This window comes from Geobacillus sp. ZGt-1, from assembly GCF_001026865.1.
Classification (GTDB): domain Bacteria; phylum Bacillota; class Bacilli; order Bacillales; family Anoxybacillaceae; genus Geobacillus; species Geobacillus thermoleovorans.
Genome location: NZ_LDPD01000019.1, coordinates 20,219 through 38,595, shown reverse-complemented (window position 1 = coordinate 38,595; position 18,377 = coordinate 20,219). Strand labels below are relative to the sequence as shown.

Annotated in this window: 16 protein-coding genes and 2 pseudogenes; 9 read left to right on the top strand and 9 right to left on the bottom strand. The window is 49.1% G+C overall.

The annotated features are described in order from the left end of the window. From VU18_RS08295 to VU18_RS08285, 3 genes are all read right to left on the bottom strand, one after another. The coding region (locus tag VU18_RS08295) for an aldehyde dehydrogenase family protein (protein WP_047757953.1) at positions 1-810 on the bottom strand (810 nt) is incomplete at its 3' end. Positions 811-842: 32 nt separating this feature from the next. Continuing rightward, positions 843-1,817, bottom strand: a complete 975-nt coding sequence (gene speB, locus VU18_RS08290; protein WP_023633843.1) for an agmatinase — start codon at positions 1,815-1,817, stop codon at positions 843-845. A 210-nt stretch (positions 1,818-2,027) separates the two neighbouring features. Beyond that, complete coding sequence (locus tag VU18_RS08285) at positions 2,028-3,422, bottom strand: sigma-54-dependent Fis family transcriptional regulator (protein WP_023633844.1); 1,395 nt, start codon at positions 3,420-3,422, stop codon at positions 2,028-2,030. Between the two features lie 166 nt (positions 3,423-3,588). On the opposite strand from VU18_RS08285, the gene gabT reads away from it, so the two are divergent. The 7 genes and pseudogenes from gabT (at position 3,589) to VU18_RS08250 (ending at position 10,623) form a co-directional block, all read left to right on the top strand. Next, positions 3,589-4,935: a 4-aminobutyrate--2-oxoglutarate transaminase gene (gabT, locus tag VU18_RS08280; protein WP_047757952.1), complete on the top strand. Its 1,347-nt coding sequence runs from the start codon at positions 3,589-3,591 to the stop codon at positions 4,933-4,935. 395 nt (positions 4,936-5,330) lie between these two features. Beyond that, the gene (locus tag VU18_RS08275) at positions 5,331-6,650 is read left to right on the top strand and encodes an aspartate aminotransferase family protein (protein ID WP_110107753.1); all 1,320 of its coding nucleotides are present in this window, start codon (positions 5,331-5,333) and stop codon (positions 6,648-6,650) included. A 146-nt stretch (positions 6,651-6,796) separates the two neighbouring features. Next, positions 6,797-8,215 carry a sodium:solute symporter gene (locus VU18_RS08270; protein WP_047757950.1) on the top strand — a complete coding sequence of 473 codons (1,419 nt, stop codon included), beginning with the start codon at positions 6,797-6,799 and terminating at the stop codon, positions 8,213-8,215. A 104-nt stretch (positions 8,216-8,319) separates the two neighbouring features. Continuing rightward, a pseudogene (locus VU18_RS08265) lies at positions 8,320-8,781 on the top strand (aldehyde dehydrogenase family protein); the annotation flags it as partial. A gap of 2 nt (positions 8,782-8,783) precedes the next feature. Further along, positions 8,784-9,164: pseudogene (locus VU18_RS08260) on the top strand (GTP-binding protein); the annotation flags it as partial. Then, positions 9,161-9,976 (top strand): urease accessory protein UreD, encoded by an 816-nt coding sequence (locus VU18_RS08255; RefSeq protein ID WP_047757947.1) that lies wholly within the window; start codon positions 9,161-9,163, stop codon positions 9,974-9,976. The pseudogene VU18_RS08260 and the gene VU18_RS08255, both read left to right, overlap by 4 nt. A gap of 23 nt (positions 9,977-9,999) precedes the next feature. Beyond that, on the top strand, positions 10,000-10,623 hold the full coding sequence (locus tag VU18_RS08250) for an urease accessory protein UreH (RefSeq protein WP_023633740.1): 624 nt from the start codon (positions 10,000-10,002) through the stop codon (positions 10,621-10,623). 114 nt (positions 10,624-10,737) lie between these two features. On the opposite strand, the gene VU18_RS08245 is transcribed toward VU18_RS08250, so the two are convergent. Together VU18_RS08245 and VU18_RS08240 are read right to left on the bottom strand one after the other, a co-directional pair. After that, positions 10,738-11,217, bottom strand: coding sequence for a GNAT family N-acetyltransferase (locus VU18_RS08245; protein ID WP_023633739.1), 480 nt, complete (start codon positions 11,215-11,217; stop codon positions 10,738-10,740). A gap of 72 nt (positions 11,218-11,289) precedes the next feature. Continuing rightward, positions 11,290-12,459: an MFS transporter gene (locus tag VU18_RS08240; RefSeq protein ID WP_047757956.1), complete on the bottom strand. Its 1,170-nt coding sequence runs from the start codon at positions 12,457-12,459 to the stop codon at positions 11,290-11,292. Between the two features lie 270 nt (positions 12,460-12,729). Here VU18_RS08240 and VU18_RS08235 point away from each other — a divergent pair, with 270 nt between their 5' ends. Further along, a complete protein-coding gene (locus VU18_RS08235; protein ID WP_047757946.1) occupies positions 12,730-14,109 on the top strand; it encodes a D-serine ammonia-lyase in 1,380 nt (459 codons plus the stop codon). Positions 14,110-14,160: 51 nt separating this feature from the next. Then, positions 14,161-14,718, top strand: a complete 558-nt coding sequence (locus VU18_RS08230) for a sugar O-acetyltransferase (protein ID WP_020960046.1) — start codon at positions 14,161-14,163, stop codon at positions 14,716-14,718. Positions 14,719-14,773: 55 nt separating this feature from the next. Here the strand turns inward: VU18_RS08230 and VU18_RS08225 are convergent, their stop codons facing one another. The 4 genes from VU18_RS08225 to VU18_RS08210 all read right to left on the bottom strand — a co-directional run. After that, positions 14,774-15,424 (bottom strand): cyclase family protein, encoded by a 651-nt coding sequence (locus VU18_RS08225; RefSeq protein WP_047757945.1) that lies wholly within the window; start codon positions 15,422-15,424, stop codon positions 14,774-14,776. A 7-nt stretch (positions 15,425-15,431) separates the two neighbouring features. After that, complete coding sequence (locus tag VU18_RS08220; protein WP_047757944.1) at positions 15,432-16,253, bottom strand: carbon-nitrogen hydrolase family protein; 822 nt, start codon at positions 16,251-16,253, stop codon at positions 15,432-15,434. A 1-nt stretch (position 16,254) separates the two neighbouring features. Further along, positions 16,255-17,628: a cytosine permease gene (locus tag VU18_RS08215; RefSeq protein ID WP_023633841.1), complete on the bottom strand. Its 1,374-nt coding sequence runs from the start codon at positions 17,626-17,628 to the stop codon at positions 16,255-16,257. Between the two features lie 78 nt (positions 17,629-17,706). Continuing rightward, the coding region (locus tag VU18_RS08210; RefSeq protein WP_152668824.1) for an aldehyde dehydrogenase family protein at positions 17,707-18,377 on the bottom strand (671 nt) is incomplete at its 5' end.

Genomic DNA, 18,377 nt, shown 5'->3' with positions numbered 1-18,377 from the left:
CAGTGCCCACTCGATGGTGCTCGTAAGATCCGCATCGTCAAAAATGAGCAGTGGGGATTTTCCACCGAGTTCCAAAGACACTCGCTTCAAACGACGAGCGCATTGTTCGTAAATCCATCGCCCGGTTTCCGTTCCGCCGGTAAACGATATTTTTTCCACATCAGGATGTGTCACCAATGTTTCTCCAACGGGCGAACCGCCTCCAGGAACAAGATTAAACACGCCCGGCGGGAGACCGATGGAATCGATCAGCTTTGTGAGTTCTAGCAAAGATAATGGCGTTAATTCTGATGGTTTGAACACAATTGTATTCCCCGCCGCAAGTGCAGGGGCGATCTTCCATATTCCTAATAATAGAGGAAAATTCCAAGGAACAATCAGCGCGCATACCCCGATTGGCTCCTCGATCACTTTACTTGTGGTGCCATCGGCTCTTCTCTTTTCCTGAACGGTTCGTTGCTCAACGAAATCGGCATAGTAACGAAGACAGTGGATTGAATCGCTGACATCGAGGCGCGACTCGCGAATCGGTTTCCCCGTATTCAACGTCTCGATCGAAGCGAATGTTTCGGCGCTTTTTTCCAACAGATCAGCCAGTTGCCGAAGTGCGGCAGTTCTTCTTGCCGGATCGGATGGCCAATCGGTGTATCGAAAGGCATGACGGGCTGCTTGGATCGCTTCTACGGCTTGTTGTTGGGATGCTTCATTGATTTCTATGATGACTTCCTCATTCGAGGGATTGATCATTGCTCTTTTTTCTCCTTCTCCTTTGCACCATTTTCCGTTGATATACACATGGTCCCGAGACATCGAAAGCCGCTCCTTTTTGTTTGTGAGTGTTTTTAGGGTGTTGTCGTTGCCGACAGGTTTTTCAGCTGCAATCGTTTTTTCTTTAACGCAACGAGTGTGATCATCTCATAGATAATGGAGGAAGCCAGTACAGCGGTAATTTCTCCGCTGTCGTAAGCAGGCAACACTTCGACAAGGTCAAATCCGACAATATTTAACCCGTCAAGCCCCCTTACGTATTCGAGTGCTTCATAGCTGGTCGGTCCGCCTACTTCCGGTGTGCCAGTACCCGGGGCAAAAGCAGGATCGACAAAGTCTATATCGTAGGAAATGAAAACGGGTTTGTCCCCGACGCGTTGATGGATGCGGCGCATTACTTCCGAAAAGCCCATTTGCCGGACCTCTTTCATCGGAATGACTTCAAAACCAAGCCGTCGTGCGTCCTCGATATCATCGGCACTGTAAAGCGGTCCGCGCATCCCGATTTGAATGGAATGATCTACATCGAGCAGCCCTTCCTCGACAGCGCGGCGGAACGGCGTGCCATGCATATATTTTTCTCCATAGTAATGGTCCCAAGTGTCGCTGTGAGAGTCAAAATGAACGAGTGCGACTGGTCCAAAGCGTTCGCAAAAAGCCCGCAAGTGTCCCAATGTAATGGAGTGATCGCCGCCCATCAGAATCGGAACGATATCTTTCTTCAACAATGGTCGCAGCTCTTCGACGATACGATCATACGTGCGCAACGCATTTCCGGGAATGACATCAATATCCCCGTAATCGACACCCGAACAATAGGCAAAAATATCAATATCCATGTCCGGGTTGTAAGGGCGAAGCAGGACAGAAAAATTGCGAATGTGTTGCGGACCGTACCGTTGTCCGATGCGATTCGAGGCTGCAGTGTCGAATGGAACACCGAGCACGACAAAATCAACGTTATCTGTCGTTTTGATCTGTTCTAACCGCATAAAGGTTCGAACTCCGCAAAAGCGGGGAGACTGAGATGAATCTTTTGGTTGATACATGCCAAAAACCCCCTTAAGAAATGAAAATGTTCTGAATAGATTTAGACGCAAAAAGCGTGCCAAAAAAGAGGAGATGTTGGGCAAAGAAAACATTTGTGAATAGGACTGCTTCCTTCTCTGTTCGTAAAATGAATTGTTTTGCCATCTTCTATTTCTCGTTGATTGATGCAAAAATGAATTGAATATAAAAAAATAATTCAAAAATGGATTTTAATCCATTTTTGAATTAATGCGATACTTTTTTAGCTTTCGTACGACCGTCGGCTGGCTGATGCCAAGATAATCAGCCATCTCGTATGTTGTTTTGCACTGTTTGGCTGCACGCAGGAGCCATTGCCGTTCCACTTGTTCAATGGCTTCTTTTAATGTCGACGGTTCGTTCCGTTTTTCCAACGATTGATGGGTTGTGATCACCTCTGGATGTTTCTGGATCGAAAAAGGGAGATATTCCGGATAAATGGCTTTTGTTTCGGAAGTAATGACCAATCGTTCGATCATATTTTCCAACTCTCGCACGTTGCCAGGCCAGTCATAATGGACGAGATGGTCCACAATGGATGGATGGAGATATTTATCCATATGGTATTTTTTATTAAACTTTTCTAAAAAGTATTGCGCTAACATAAAAATATCTTCTTTTCTCTCGCGTAAAGAAGGAACATAAATCGGGATCACATGCAAACGATAAAATAAATCTTGGCGGAACTTCCCTTGCTTCACCATCTCTTCTAGATTCTGATTCGTCGAGGCGATCAGGCGAAAATCGACCGTTCGTTCTTTAATGCCCCCAACGCGTGTGACTTTTTTCTCTTGTAAAACTTTTAGCAGTTTCGCTTGCATCGAAAAGGGAAGCTCGCCAATTTCATCAAGGAAGAGAGTTCCTTTGTCGGCCAGTTCGATCAGCCCCGGTTTTCCTGTTTTTTGCGCACCGGTAAAGGATCCCTTTTCATAGCCGAACATTTCCGATTCAAACAACGATTCAGGAATGGCGCTGCAGTTTACTTCGATAAACGGTTCATTTCGCCGCGGGCTATTGAGGTGAAGTGAACGGGCGAATACGTTTTTTCCGACTCCAGACTCGCCGAGGAAAAGAACAGTCGCATCCGATTGGGCCACGCGGTGCACGAGCTTCCAAATTCGTTCCATCTCCTTGCTTTGAATGACAATATTTTCTGGTTTCAATTCCCCTATTTCGATTTGATAATGTTCCATCTGCTTTCTCAGCTTTTCATAGTCTTCTTTCAAGCGTTCCAACTCTGTTAAATCATGGGAAAAACTGATGACCCGAACAAGGTGGTTCTGTTGGTCAAATACAGGCACGCCTGTTGCCATGACAACCCGTCCGGTTGCGGTTTGCTGCATCAATTGGACCTCTTTTTTCTCCCGTAATACTCTAGCTGTAACCGAAGGGCAAAAGACGTTTTCTTTTTCTAATTGATAGACCGATTTTCCGACTAAATAAGAAACATCTTTCCCATAAATGGACAAGCAATTCGGGCTGGCGCGAAGAACAATGCCGTTTTCGTCTGCAATCACAATATTGTCATGCGATGATTTCAATATCGCGTCTAACTCGAATTCCAAGACGTCGGTTGCACGCTGCATGGCTTTTCCCTCCTAGTAGTCTGTCAGCGCTTCTATTACTAACTTTATCAAAGAAGTGAAAAAATCCTCTTTCCTTGTCATATGATTTTCCATGAAGTTTTTGGCATGTTTTTTGCATCTCTAAAAAGATGGATCACGATGCACAATGGGACGGAGGGAGAAAAAGATGAAGACAGAAACAAAGAAATATATCCAAGTAAAAACAGCGATTCCGGGACCAAAAGCAAAGGAGCTATTAAGAAAAAAAGAACAGAATGTTCCGCGGGGGCCGTTTAACACCGTACCGACGTTTGCGGTAAAAGGAGAGGGAGCGCTCTTAACCGATGTGGATGGAAATACGTTTATCGACTTGGCCGGGGCGATTGGAAGCCTCAATGTCGGCCATTGCCCGCCGAAAGTGGTGGAAGCGATCCAAAAACAAGCGGAGCAGTATATTCATCCGTGTTTCCATGTCATGATGTATGAGCCATATATTGAGTTGGCCGAGACATTAAACCACATCACGCCAGGCGCTCATCATAAAAAGACCTTTTTCTTGAACAGCGGGGCAGAAGCGGTCGAAAATGCCGTCAAAATTGCTCGAAAGTATACAGGGAGAAAAGCCATTCTCTCTTTTGAAAGAGGGTTTCACGGACGGACCTTGCTGGCGATGTCGCTCACGAGCAAAGTGAAGCCATATAAATTCGGATTCGGCCCCTTTGCGCCAGATACGTACAAAATGCCGTATCCCTATTATTACCGAAAGCCAGCGGGCATGACCAACGAGGAATTGGACGCCGAGCTTTTGCGGCGGCTTGAGGACTTTTTTCTCTCGGAAGTTCCGGCAGAAGAAGTAGCCGCAATCATTATGGAGCCTGTGCAAGGGGAGGGCGGGTTTATTGTTCCGTCGAAAACATTTGTTCAAGGGGTCAAACAAATTTGTGAAAAATACGGGATTTTGTTTATCGCCGATGAGATCCAGACCGGGTTTGGACGAACGGGGAAGATGTTCGCCATTGAACATTTTGACGTTGTGCCCGATTTAATGACCATGTCGAAGTCCATCGGGGCAGGTGTGCCGATCAGTGCGGTGACGGGAAGAGCGGAAGTCATGGATGCACCCAACCCAGGAGAAATCGGCGGGACATACGGGGGCAGCCCGCTTGGTTGCGTGGCTGCTTTGGAAGTGATTCGTATGTTGCAACAAGAACAGTTGGTTGAACGGGCCAATGTCATTGGACAAATAGCCATCAATCGGTTCAGACGGCTGCAGGAGAAATATGAGACGGTCGGGGATGTACGGGGACTTGGGGCCATGGTGGCCATCGAATTTGTCACCGATGCAAAGACAAAAGCGCCGAATAAGGAATTAACGGCCGCCATTTTGCGAGAATGCCATCAACGTGGTGTCATCGTCATGAGTGCGGGCCTATACAGCAATGTCATTCGTCTATTAACGCCGCTTGTCATCACAGACGAACAGCTGGAGGAAGCATTGGATGTCATCGAAGAGGTCATTGCTGAATTGGCATGATAAGTGATTCCTGACCAAACTACTCATGAAAACTTCGCGATGCAGTCGAAAAAGGTGATGGCGACATCCTGTTTTTTGGACCGTGCCACCTTTTTGTGGTGCGGTTTTTTAATTTGAAAACCATCTCTTTGCTACGAGGAAATGTTTCTTGGAAGAAGAACCATCTGTGTTAATTCAAGAATGAATTTTTTGATTCAAAAATGAATGATATCGGGGATGGTAAACAAAGTCATGATAGGAGTCTAAAACAGAAGAATAAGTTGGAGGTTAATGCGAGGTATTGGCTAAAAATATAGAATAGTTTAAATGATGGCACAAAAATTGCGTCTTTGTGTTTTCGATGAACAAACATGTCTGAACCAAAGGAGGAGTTGTGCGTGACACAGAGCAACTGGATGCCTCTCTTTCACAAAATGCCCGACCTGCTCGCGCCAACGATGGCGAAAGACCATCCGAATCTGCCGGTTGTCAAGGAAGAAGGATGCTACTATTACGGATTAGATGGAAAAAAATACCTTGATTTTACTTCCGGTATTGCCGTGGCCAATACGGGTCATCGCCATCCAAAAGTCGTGCAGGCCATCAAAGAGGCCGCAGACCGCCTGATGCACGGGCCGAGCGGCGTCATCATGTATGAATCAATTCTGCGTTTGGCCGAAGAGCTGATGAAAATTTTGCCGGAAGGACTTGACTGCTTCTTTTTTGCCAACAGTGGAACAGAAGCGATCGAAGGTGCGATCAAATTAGCGAAACACGTGACGCGAAGGCCATACGTCATTTCATTTACCGGATGCTTTCATGGCCGTTCATTAGGGGCGCTTAGTGTCAGCACATCGAAAAGCAAATATCGGAAGTACCTGCAGCCAAACGGGTTGACGTATCAACTTCCATATGCCAATCCAAAGGATTGTCCGGCTGAGGAGGATCCAGATGTGTACTTTGCCAATAAGCTTGAAAACGACGTGGCTTCTTTGTTTGCCCATCAAGTGACTCCGGAAGAAGTGGCATGCATGATTGTAGAGCCGGTGTTGGGAGAAGGAGGATATATTGTGCCTCCCAAAGGGTGGCTTCACAAGATGAGGGAAATTTGTGATCGCTATGAAATTTTGCTTATTTTCGATGAAGTACAGACAGGTTTTGGTCGTACTGGCGAGTGGTTTGCCGCTCAAACATTCGATGTCACTCCAGACATTATGGCAATTGCGAAGGGCATCGCTTCCGGTCTTCCATTAAGTGCAACAGTGGCTTCGAAAGAATTAATGAAACAGTGGCCGCTCGGCAGCCATGGGACAACCTTTGGCGGCAACCCCATCGCATGCGAGGCGGCGCTGGCGACTTTAGAAGTATTTAGGGAAGAAAAATTGTTGGAAAATTGCAGGGAAGTTGGGGAATACGCGCGAAAAAAACTGGAAGTTTTAAAAAGGAAGCATCCCGTCATTGGAGACGTGCGTTCGATCGGTCTGATGATCGGCATCGAGATCGTCCATCCGCATACTGGCGAACCGAATGGGGAGGGAGTGATGAATATTTTGAATCGTTGCCTGCAAAAAGGTGTTCTTTTCTATCTATGCGGCAATCAAGGAGAAGTGATTCGCATGATCCCACCGCTGATCGTGACAAAAGAACAGATTGACGAAGGATTAAGCATGCTCGACGAGGCGTTGACCGAATATGAAGCGGAAATCGGTGTGCATTCGTTCGCTTCTGGAAAATGAAAAAAGAGGGGGCACATGTCGATTGCAATTTGGAAATTGGGTGTATTCAGGAACCGATGTCGTGTCTCGTTGAAGGAATGTCTGCCTTTATGAAAGGACCTCGAAGGAGATCGATTTCTGAATTATAAGAGGATGGGGGAATGGTTATGAACGCACTGGATAGTGGGGTTCTCTTATGTTATTTTCTCGTATTGATCGTCGCAGGGATTTTGGGGGCGAAGCGGGCGAAAACCGCCGAAGATTTTGCGTTGGCAGGCCGAAATCTCGGACTATTTGTCTATCTTGGATGTCTGTCTGCTGTGATTTTGGGCGGCGCTTCAACGATTGGGACGGCGAAGTTAGGGTATCAATTTGGGATTTCGGGTATGTGGTTTGTTTTTATGATTGGCTTGGGCATTGCTGTGCTCGGTCTGTTTTTTACAAACCAAATTTACGGCGCCCATGTGACCACGATCAGCGAACTGCTTGGCCGCCGTTACAATCAGAAAACGCGTTTGATCAGCGCGTTGGTTGCCGCGATTTATACGCTGATGGTTTCGGTGACACAAGTCATTGGGATGGGCACAATCATTCATGCTGTTTTAGGTTGGAGCATGACCGTTTCGATGTTAGTCGGCGGGGGGATCGTGCTGTTTTACACGATTCTCGGGGGCATGTGGAGCGTTACGATGACGGACATCATTCAGTTTATCGTCATGACAGTCGGCATTTTCTTCGTAATGTTGCCAATGAGTTTGTCCCATGTCGGCGGATGGACATCGCTTTTGGAGCGATTGCCAGCGTCGCATTTTGATCTGACGTCCATGGGATGGGCAAATATTTTCCAATACTTCTTGCTCTATACGTTAGGAATGGTGGTATCACAAGATATTTGGCAACGGGTGTTTACGGCCAGAACACCGAACATTGCCCGAGGCGGCGCAATATATGCTGGTCTCTACAGCGTTGCTTATGCCGTAGCGTTAAGCGTCATTGGCATGTGCGGGGTGATTGTTTTTCCGAATATGAACGATCCGCAAAACGTATTTGCCAACATGTCATTAGAGATTTTGCCACACGGCTTGTTAGGGCTCATTTTGGCCAGCGTATGTTCTGCTCTCATGTCAACGGCCTCCGGAACATTGCTTGCCTCGTCTACTCTGTTATCGCATGATATTTTGAAGCAATATTGGCTCAAAAATATGAGCGATCGACAGTTTGTCCTTTTGTCCAGAATGATGACGCTAGCGGTTGGGATTGTCGCCATTATCTTTGCTATTTGGATTCAGGATGTTCTTGTCGCATTGGATGTAGCCTATGCCATTTTGTCAGGCGCCATTTTCGTACCAGTGGTTCTCGGTTTCTTTTGGAAGCGAGCAACAGCGAAAGCTGGTTTTTATTCCATCGTGATTAGTTCCGTCGTTGTGCTGGCTGGTTTAGCGGTGGAGGGATTGAGTTCGACCAATCCGATTATGTATGGAATTGGGGTGAGTATCGTTTCTATTGTGGTTTTTTCTTACCTCTTTCCATCCTCCAATTTGAAAGAGGGGAATAAAATGATAGAGGATCAGCAACATGCCCTATAAACGGATCAGAAAAGAGGATTCTAGCAAATTTGTGGCGAAATAAAAAATGTATTGACACAGGCAATGTTTGGGTTGCGAATACTAGTTAGGGAAAGGATGAGAACATGGCGGAAAGAAAAAAACTATACATCAACGGCGAATGGCGGGAAGCCAAGTCGTACACTGAGCTGAAATCGCCATACTCACGCGAGACGATTGCCGAAATTCCGACAGCGACAGAAGAAGAAGTCGATGAAGCCATTGCCGCGGCATACGCCGCGCGGCAAACGATGACTGCCATGCCAGCGCATGAACGAGCCGCCATTTTAGAGCGGGTCGTCGAGCAGCTGAAAGAGCGGCAGGAAGAAGCGGCGAAGTTGATCGCCTTGGAAGCAGCCAAACCGATCACCACGGCGAAAGGGGAAGTCGCCCGCACGACCCAAACGTACAAATTCGCCGCCGAAGAAGCGAAGCGCATTCACGGGGAAACGCTGCCGCTTGACGCCGCGCCGGGCGGGGAACATCGCATCGCCTTGACGGTCCGCGAGCCGATCGGCGTCATTGGAGCGATTACGCCGTTTAACTTCCAATGAATTTTGCGGCCATTGATGAACTGAAACGGCGCCATCCAGATGTGGAACTCATTTTGATCGAGAGCGGCGGCGATAACTTGGCGGCGACCTTCAGCCCGGAGTTGGTCGATTTCTCCATTTATGTCATCGACGTCGCCCAAGGGGAGAAAATTCCGCGCAAAGGCGGGCAAGGGATGATTAAGTCGGATTTGCTCGTGATCAACAAAATCGACCTTGCCCCTTACGTCGGCGCCAGTCTGGAAGTGATGGAACGGGACGCCAAAGCAGCGCGAGGGGCGAAGCCGGTCATTTTTACGAATTTAAAAGAAGAGATTGGTCTTTTTGACGTTGTGGATTGGATCGAAAAACAGGTGCTGCTGGCAGGGCTGGAAGAATGAGCTGGACGGGGCGTTTGCGATGTACAGCGGTCGTGAAAAACGGCCGCACCGTCATTTTGGACAACTATAGTGAAGGGGCGCTGAAACTGATGCGTCCTGTTTACCTCGACCCGGCTCATCCGACGTTATATCTTGTCCACGTGGGCGGCGGGTATGTCGATGGGGATTCATATGATATGGAAATCTTCCTCGAGCCCAGCGCCCGGTTGATGGTGACGACCCAGTCGGCGGCGAAAATCTACAAAACTCCTTCAACGCCTGTAAGGCAGTATACACGATTGTCACTTGGGGAGCAAAGCGTACTTGAATATTTCCCCGACCCGACGATCGCCTATGAGCATGCGCGCTTTTATCAAGAAACGACGGTGTACATCACGCCAAGCTCCACGTTCGTTTATGGCGAAATCATCACACCTGGATGGTCGGAAAGCGGCGAGCTGTTCCGCTACGATTGGATTCGTTCGAAACTGAAGGTGTATCAAGACGAAGTGCTCGTTCTGTTTGATCATCTGTACTTGGATTCGCGGCAGCACTTAATGAGCATGCTGCAGCTTGGCGGCTATACGCATGTCGGATCATTCGTGGCTCTTTCTCCGTTCATCACAAAGGAAGTGTTAGAACAGTTCAACCAATTAATGGAAGAGATGCCGCAAGAGGTTCGCTGCGGTTTTTCAGCGGCAGCCGTTCCAGGCTTTTCTGTACGTATATTGGCGTATGAAACATCGGCCATCGAAGCGATATTTCAACGCGTCCAACAGTTTATTCGCCAACAATGCGGTGAGGAAGCGCTGGTCTGTTGGCGGAAATATTAATGACAAGGGAGAGGAATGGGACAATGGGAGCGATATGGCCTGTACTCTTGTTTGGATTGTTGCTAGGAATGAAACATGCGACGGAACCGGATCATGTGATTGCTGTTTCCACGATCGTCAGTCGGACGAAAAAGCTCTCTCTTTCGTCACTGGCCGGCATGTTTTGGGGAATCGGCCATACGTTGACGCTGCTCGTTGTCGGGATGGTGATGATCGCCTTTGAGCGGCAAATTCCTGAACAGGTTGCTTCTTACCTTGAAATGACCGTTGGCGTAATGATCGTCATTTTAGGAATCGCCAGTTTTCGCTCGACAATGAGCATGGATCACCATCACCATGACGATATTCATCATTTACATATCAAATCGACATTGATCGGCATTATCCATGGATTGGCCGGAAGCGCTGGGATGGTGTTGTTGACGATGACGACGGTCAAAGGAACTTGGATGGCGCTTTCCTTTATTTTGATTTTTGGTTTAGGGACGGTCATCGGCATGATGTTATTCACGACATTCCTTGGCGTTCCGTTCGTTTGGATGAAAGCGAGACAGCAAGCCATGAACCAATGGATGGTGAAAACCGTTTCCCTCATCAGCATCGCCTATGGGGTATATTACATTTATCATATCGCCACCGAAATTTGACACTCCTCACGGCTAGCGTCATAGGTGGAGGAGTGTTCAAAAAATTGAAAGAAGCACCGGTCTCGGGAGGAGGCCGATGCTTCTTTTCCAATACGGCGTCATCATCACATCGTGTCACGCCAGTGGTTTCACCAGCAATAACTCATCCCGAATTGGAATGCCGTCAGGACTTGTTTTCGGAATGCTTGGCTTGATTCGCCGCGCCTTGTCGACAGCGTTCGGAAAGACATTCACAATTTGGTAGCCGCGCTTTTGGTAGAAACGAAGCGCATGCAAGTTGTCGTTGGTGGTGATCAGTTGAACAGCGGTGCACCTTTGTTGTCTCGCCCATGTCTCCGCCTCATGCAAAAGGGTGCTGCCGACGCCGCGGTTTTCCATTATGCTGTCTAGCGAGATGATCTCGCATTCGTTTCCGCGAATCACAAACGTAATGAGCCCGATGATCCGCTGTCCATTCTCGACAGCCGCAAATCCATCCAGTTCGCTGCAGTTATAGATGCCGGTCGAGACAACCATTTGCGGACTTCCCCAATGGTTGGTGAAAAACTGGTTGACCATGGCGCGGTTCAATTGTTTGATTGGAACGATGTTCAAAGCATTCCTCCTCCTTTTATCCATAAGACTTGCACTTGCGTGTGTAGCGGGTCACCCCCATCCCCTCTTGAATCAAAGGGACGTGTCTTTTTGCATCATCGCGCGTTGGAACGATTGAAAAACGGAAAAGGAAATGAATGTAAGCGCAATTCCTGCCGCATATGGCAAACTGGGCTTTAAGGTGAACAGCCAGCCGGCGATCGCCGGACCGCCAATGCGGCCGAGCGAATCGAACGAGGATAAAACGCCTGTCGCACTTCCTTGGCCATCCGCTGTATGCTTCGTTAACAAGGCGGAGACGCACGGGCGGATGACGCCGTTGCCAATGCCGAAAATCGTTAAATAGAGCGCGGCTGTCCAAAAGCTATGAACGAATAAAATGAGAAAAAAGCCAACTGCTGACAGGAACAGCCCGAAACGAATGACAGCGCCTTCCCCGAATGAGCGGATCAGTTTTCCAAGAAGCCCCCCTTGGACGACGGCTCCTGCAAGCCCCATGATCATAAAGATGTAGCCAAGTTCCGTCGACGAAAGCCCCGCACGTTCAGCGGCAAAATAGGCGAACGTCGCTTCAAGTCCAGCGAGGGAAAACGTTGTGATCAGCTGCAGTAAGTATAGGCGCGCTACAGGCCCTTGGAGGGCGGCCGCAAGCGATGGCCGCTTTGTTCGTATATTCGTTCGCTTTTCTCTCGGAAGTGACTCATGCAAGAAAACGAAAACGAATAGAGCGGTCAAGAGCGCCAAGCTGCCTGCCATCCAAAACGGAGCGGTTAAGCTCGCTTTCGAGAACACGCCGCCGATCCCCGGTCCGAAAATGAATCCAAGCCCAACGGCCGCTCCGATCATCCCCATTCCTTTGCCCCGGTCTTCTTCGGTTGTCACATCTGCGACGTACGCCATAGCGGCCGGCATCGTGGCCGCCGATAGACATCCGCCGATGATGCGAGCGGTAAACAACATCCAAAGCTTTGTCGCGACGGCGAGCAAGAAAAACGAAAGAGCCAAACCGAAAATGCCGACAAGCAGCATCGGCTTTCGTCCATAGCGGTCCGATAAATTCCCCCACATCGGCGCAAATAAAAATTGCATGAGCGAATAAACGGCCATCAACCAGCCGAGTTGTGTCGGGGAAGCGCCGATTGTTTCAGCGTAAAACGGAAGGACAGGGATAATGATGCCAAACCCGGCCATGACCAAAAACATCACGAGAAACAAAAGCGATAAACCGCGGCGATTGCTCATGATCATCATCTCCACGATATGGTTTGCCTCTTTCATCATAATGGAAAGACAGGCGTTTTTCAAAGCAGATCGCACCTTGCTTGGCCGTTCCGACGAGGCTGGCGATCACTCCTGAATGTCGCCCACAACCCATTTTCCTTCCTCCCCATTGACAATGGAAGCGGTTTTCGCGAGACTGGAGGTAAACGGTTCGACAAACAATGAAGCGGACTTTGGACCGGCATCCGCCCAGGGTGCGAAACGACAAACACGAATGGGAGAGAATGGTGCATGATGACCAAAAACGAAATCCAAAAGTGGATAAAGAAATTCCCGCTGCTTAAAACGATCATGGCGGCCGAAGAGGTGTTTTGGCGCAATCCAAAATATCACGCGTTCGCGCAAGCCATTCGAACGATTCCTTTACGCGAACGCGATGTCAAGGAGGCGGAAGAACGATTGCGCCGCTTTGCCCCCTACATCGCGAAGGCATTTCCCGAGACGCGGCCGGCCTATGGCATCATCGAATCCCCTTTAGTCCGGATTCCGAACATGCAACGGCGTTTGGAAAAGATGTTTCAGACCAACATCGAGGGGGAGCTGTTGCTAAAATGCGACAGCCATCTCCCGATTTCCGGGTCGATCAAGGCGAGAGGGGGAATCTACGAGGTTCTGAAACATGCGGAAGACCTCGCGCTCGCCAACGGGATGATCACCATAGGAGACGACTATGCGGTCATGGACAGCGAAGAATTCCGGCAGTTCTTTTCCCGCTATTCGCTTGTCGTCGGTTCGACAGGAAATTTAGGCTTGAGCATCGGCATCATCGGGGCGCAGCTTGGGTTCCGCGTCACCGTTCATATGTCAGCCGATGCGAAACAATGGAAAAAAGACTTATTGCGAAGCAAAGGGGTCACCGTCATCGAACATCTCACTGATTACAACAAAGTGGTGGAAGAGGCGCGAAGACAGTCCGCCGAGGATCCAACGTCGTATTTTATCGATGATGAAAACTCGATCCATCTGTTTTTAGGCTATGCGGTGGCGGCGTTTCGGCTGAAAAAGCAATTAGAGGACATGAACATCACGGTTGATGAAACCCATCCGCTCTTTGTGTATCTTCCTTGCGGCGTCGGCGGCGGTCCGGGCGGGGTGACGTTTGGGCTGAAGCTTGTGTACGGCGATCATGTCCATTGCTTTTTCGCTGAGCCGACGCATTCGCCTTGCATGCTGCTTGGGTTGATGACAGGAGAGCACGACCGCGTGTCGGTGCAAGATTTTGGCCTCGACAATAAGACCGAAGCGGACGGGCTGGCAGTGGGGCGGCCGTCGCGGCTGGTGGGGAACATGCTTGAGAACGTCATCAGCGGCGTCTATACGGTGGACGATGCGACGCTTTACCGCTTGCTCGCGGCGATGGTGGAAACGGAGGAAATCTATTTAGAGCCGTCCGCCTTGGCGGGGGTGGCGGGGCCTGTTCGGCTGTTTCGTGATTTGGCGGGGCAAACGTACGTAGAGGCAAACGGTTTGAAAGAAAAGATGAAAAACGCCGTCCATATTGGCTGGGCTACCGGCGGAAGCATGGTGCCAAAGGATGTGATGGAGGCCTATTATCGGGAAGGCGTGCGCATCGAAACGATGACAGGGAACGGTTTTTCTGAAGGACGATAAGATCATTCCATGGAGTTTTGAAACGAATGCATGAAATGTTGGAGGGGTTCGATGAAAACCGAAAAAGAAAAGATGGTAGCGGGACACTTGTACAATCCCGCTGATCCGGAGCTCGTCAAGGAGCGGGAGCGGGCGCGGCGGCTCGTTCGTTTGTATAACGAAACGTTGGAAACGGAATATGAAAAGCGAACCGCTCTGCTGAAGGAGCTGTTCGGTTCAACGGGAGAACGGCTGTTTATCGAGCCGAACTTCCGCTGCGACTACGGCTACAACATTCACGTCGGTGAAAACTTTTTTATGAACTTTGATGGCGTGATTTTGGATGTATGTGAAGTGCGAATCGGCGACCATTGTTTTATTGGTCCTGGTGTGCACATTTATACGGCGACTCACCCGCTCGATCCGCACGAACGAAATTCCGGGTTGGAGTACGGAAAGCCGGTTGTGATCGGCCATAACGTCTGGATCGGCGGGCGGGCCGTCATCAACCCGGGCGTCACGATCGGCGACAACGCTGTCATCGCCTCAGGGGCGGTCGTGACAAAAGATGTCCCCGCCAACGCGGTCGTTGGCGGAAACCCGGCGAAAGTGATCAAATGGCTCAAATAGCCCAAGGCCGCGCCCCGCGCAAAGCATGTGCGGGGCGTTTAGCCGCTGCTGTTTTTTATGCCCATTGCACCGCCACCGCCCGAACGGGCGAACCGTCGCAGCCAGGCAAGGAAAGGGGGAGGGCAATAATATACGGGTCATCAAAATCGATTTGCTCGAAGTTCACGAAATTTTCCCCAATCACCCCGTTGGCGCCAAGAATAAGCTCGTGGGCGCGGAACGAGGAGCCGTCCGGCGGGTCGATGTTGAGCGCGTCGATGAAAAACGTCCGCACGCCTCGCTCCAGCATCGCTTCAATCACCTCCGGCGCAACGTACGGATGGGAAAAATACCGCTTTGTTCCGGCGTATTGCGACCAGCCGGTATGAAACAACACAATGGTTCCCGGCGACAGCTTCGGGATATACGGAGCGGCATCGGCCATCGTTACCGCTTCGCCTTCCGCTTTCCCGGTGGCATCGATCACGATGCCGCGGCCAAGAAAATAGGTGAGCGGCACGTCATCCAACCGCCAGCCATGCTCGCAAAAATGGAACGGCGCATCGATGTGCGTGCCGCTGTGCGAACCGAGCACAAGGCGGCTGACGTGGTAGCCGTCTTGGGCGAATGTCGCCGCCGGTTCGATGTGCGGCTTCGGATCCCCCGGGTACACCGGAGTTTGGGCCGTGATCGGCATGGTGAGGTCGATGAGTTTTTGGATGATCATGTTCTCGTCATTCCCTCCAAATCCATTGTCGGTAAAGGTCGATTCGTCGTTCGTCCATCATGGTGTAAAAGTGTTTCTTTAACGCTTGGCGTTGATTTTGATCGATCATAGCGTGTACGAGCTCTTCCCGTCCATTCATGTTGGCTGCGGCTATTTTCCTTCCATCCGGCCCATAAATAGAGGATAAACCAAAGAAATGGAAAGAAGAAGACGATCCAATTTGATTGCATGCCGCCACATAAATCGTGTTATCGATCGCTCGTGCCATGGCGAATTTTTGAAACGGTGCATGAAATGGAGATTCCCAAGCACATGGAACGAGAAGAAGCTCGGCTCCATGGACGGCTAGGTATCTTGCTAGTTCCGGAAAAGCTAAGTCCCAACAAATCATCAGACCGATGCGGCCAAGGTCGGTATCCACCAGCACCGGCTCGGCTCCCGAAGAAAACCAGGCTTTTTCAAAAGGAGTCAAGTGGATTTTTCGGTAATTTCCGATACATTGTCCATTGGGATGAATCAACATAAGAGAGTTGTATATATTTTCTGTACGATCTTTTTCGACGTACCCGTAGGCAATATACAATTGGAATTTTTGAGCAAGTTGGCTCATGTATTGGAACGTAGAGCCGTCCCATGTCTGGGCCGCCTCTTTTAGCATTTCTGACAGTACGTAACCAGTGGTGCAAAGTTCCGGGAACAGAAGAAGGCGGACATTAGGGAACTTTCGTTTGCACTCATTGATGATAGCTTCCATTTTGGCCAAGTTGGCGCCAATGTCGCCGTTCGCCGGCGTCATCTGCGCCAACGCGATGTCAAACGATCTGTTCATATCATCCCTCCAAGTGAGTGGGAGATTCAAGCTCGACCGTATTCGTGCTCGCAGATATTTGTTTTGTCCATTTCATCAACCCCCAATAAACAGCTCCCGATAAAAGAAACGTTAGCATGGTGGAGCCGACGGCAAGCGGATGAATGTACGTAAAATAATAGGCGAAGACAGCTCCAACGATATAGGTGATGTAGGCGGCGATGTTGACTCCTTTTTGATAACGATATTGACCTTTTGTATCGTACAAAATATCTTCCGCGTCGTATACCCCTTTTTTGATAAAAAAGTAATCAACGAGCACAATCGCAAACACAGGAATGAACAACGTGGCAATCAGCATAATGAAGTTAAAGAAGTGGGACATCAGTACTTCTTTCAGCAAGGCGCCAAGCGTGCAAATCACTCCCATGATCAATGTCGGTTTCCAAAAGCCTGCGCGCGGGAAGACGTTCATAAACGACATCGTGGCGCTATATAATGCCATGACATTGGTCGAGAGTACAGAAAAGAAAACGACGATGGATGCGATCAATCCAAACCCGTAAGCCGCAAGGAGAATGGTGGGATCATAAGTCCGTTCCATGTCCGAGGCAATGCTAAAGCCGCTGACGACGGCCCCAAGTCCCATCGCGACAATGGAAGCGACAAGATAGCCAAAATACGTTCCCCAAAACCCGCTTGTTTCTGAGCGGCAGTTGCGGTTGAAATCGCAAACCGTCGACATCCAAGAAAAAGCGGTGGCGACGACGATATCAAAGGCAAGGATCGTACTGATGGATGGATGCTCGCTCAATTTCATTTCTACTAGTGTAGAAATGTCGTAAGTCGTAAAAATTTTGTAAAAAACAAGGAAAGATAAAATCAACATGGCGATCGATATATATTTTTCAATTCGTTCCACCCCTCGGTGGCCAAAAATCGTAATGATCACAACAAGAAGTTCCGTCAAGATCACAAATAGATTAATATTGCTGTATCCAGTGGTGTAATGGACGGCATAATTCAGACTAAGGCCAGCCATATAGGCTTGAATCCAGCTCCAGCCGATTAAAATGATGGTGTTGACAAGGGCGGGAAGGATGGCTCCTTTTTGTCCAAAGGCCGCTCTTGTTATCACCATTGTAGGGAGCCCGGTGCGGATGCCGATGTTTCCGGTAAGGGCGAGCGGAATGGCGCCGATCGCCGAACCGACAATAATCGCCAGCATGGCGTTGGAGAAGGAAATGTCAGGAACAAACATCATTCCCGTCATTACTGTAGTAATCACAACATTTGCCGCAATCCAAAGAGTAAACGTGCTAAAGAAGTTCATGCTCCGTTCGTTCATCGGGGTCGGCCGAATATCATCATGACCCAACCGTTCTGTCCATTTCATGAGGATCATTCCTCCTTGATTTTTTATTTTAAATATTCAGAACAATTCACTTACACTGATTTCGTCCTAAGGACGAAATCAGGAGTACGACGAATACCATCCGAGTTGTTTGCCATGTTGGCTGATGTTGACATGTTTTGTTTCGGTAAAAGCGGCGAATCCTTGCGGCCCAAGCTCCCGGCCGATTCCGCTTTGTTTAAATCCTCCCCAAGGGGCATCGACATAAGGAGTGTGATAGCTGTTAATCCAAATCGTTCCTGCTCTCAATTTTCCGGCGATTTGTTCCGCCCGTTCGAGATCTCGGCTGAATATGCCAGCTGCTAGTCCGTATATCGTATCGTTCGCCAGGCCGATGGCTTCTTCGTCATGTTCAAACGGTTGTACGGTAATGACAGGACCAAAGATTTCTTCTTGTACGATGCGCATGTCTTGACGGACATGGGCGAAAACGGCAGGGGTGAGATAATACCCCCGTTCTTTGATTCGTTCTCCTCCCTGTAGCAGCACTGCCCCCTCCTGCAAGCCGATCTGGATATACGTTTCCACTTTTTCTAAATGTGAGGAGCTGATTAATGGTCCCATCTCAGTGTTTTCCTCGAAAGGATCTCCAATATGGAGGGAAGCCAGCCTTTTGATCAACTGATCGATAAACGAATCATAAACGCGTCGTTGAACAAGAATTCGCGAAGCAGCCACACACACTTCTCCTTGATTGAGAAAGGAAGCAAACAGTGCCCACTCGATGGTGC

Bases quoted from the DNA above. Each gene is read 5' to 3' on its own strand.
- speB (WP_023633843.1), bottom strand. From the start codon at position 1,817: ATGTATCAACCAAAAGATTCATCTCAGTCTCCCCGCTTTTGCGGAGTT.
- VU18_RS08285 (WP_023633844.1), bottom strand. From the start codon at position 3,422: ATGCAGCGTGCAACCGACGTCTTGGAATTCGAGTTAGACGCGATATTG.
- gabT (WP_047757952.1), top strand. From the start codon at position 3,589: ATGAAGACAGAAACAAAGAAATATATCCAAGTAAAAACAGCGATTCCG.
- VU18_RS08275 (WP_110107753.1), top strand. From the start codon at position 5,331: ATGCCTCTCTTTCACAAAATGCCCGACCTGCTCGCGCCAACGATGGCG.
- VU18_RS08270 (WP_047757950.1), top strand. From the start codon at position 6,797: ATGAACGCACTGGATAGTGGGGTTCTCTTATGTTATTTTCTCGTATTG.
- VU18_RS08255 (WP_047757947.1), top strand. From the start codon at position 9,161: ATGAGCTGGACGGGGCGTTTGCGATGTACAGCGGTCGTGAAAAACGGC.
- VU18_RS08250 (WP_023633740.1), top strand. From the start codon at position 10,000: ATGGGAGCGATATGGCCTGTACTCTTGTTTGGATTGTTGCTAGGAATG.
- VU18_RS08240 (WP_047757956.1), bottom strand. From the start codon at position 12,459: ATGAGCAATCGCCGCGGTTTATCGCTTTTGTTTCTCGTGATGTTTTTG.
- VU18_RS08235 (WP_047757946.1), top strand. From the start codon at position 12,730: ATGATGACCAAAAACGAAATCCAAAAGTGGATAAAGAAATTCCCGCTG.
- VU18_RS08230 (WP_020960046.1), top strand. From the start codon at position 14,161: ATGAAAACCGAAAAAGAAAAGATGGTAGCGGGACACTTGTACAATCCC.
- VU18_RS08225 (WP_047757945.1), bottom strand. From the start codon at position 15,424: ATGATCATCCAAAAACTCATCGACCTCACCATGCCGATCACGGCCCAA.
- VU18_RS08220 (WP_047757944.1), bottom strand. From the start codon at position 16,253: ATGAACAGATCGTTTGACATCGCGTTGGCGCAGATGACGCCGGCGAAC.
- VU18_RS08215 (WP_023633841.1), bottom strand. From the start codon at position 17,628: ATGAAATGGACAGAACGGTTGGGTCATGATGATATTCGGCCGACCCCG.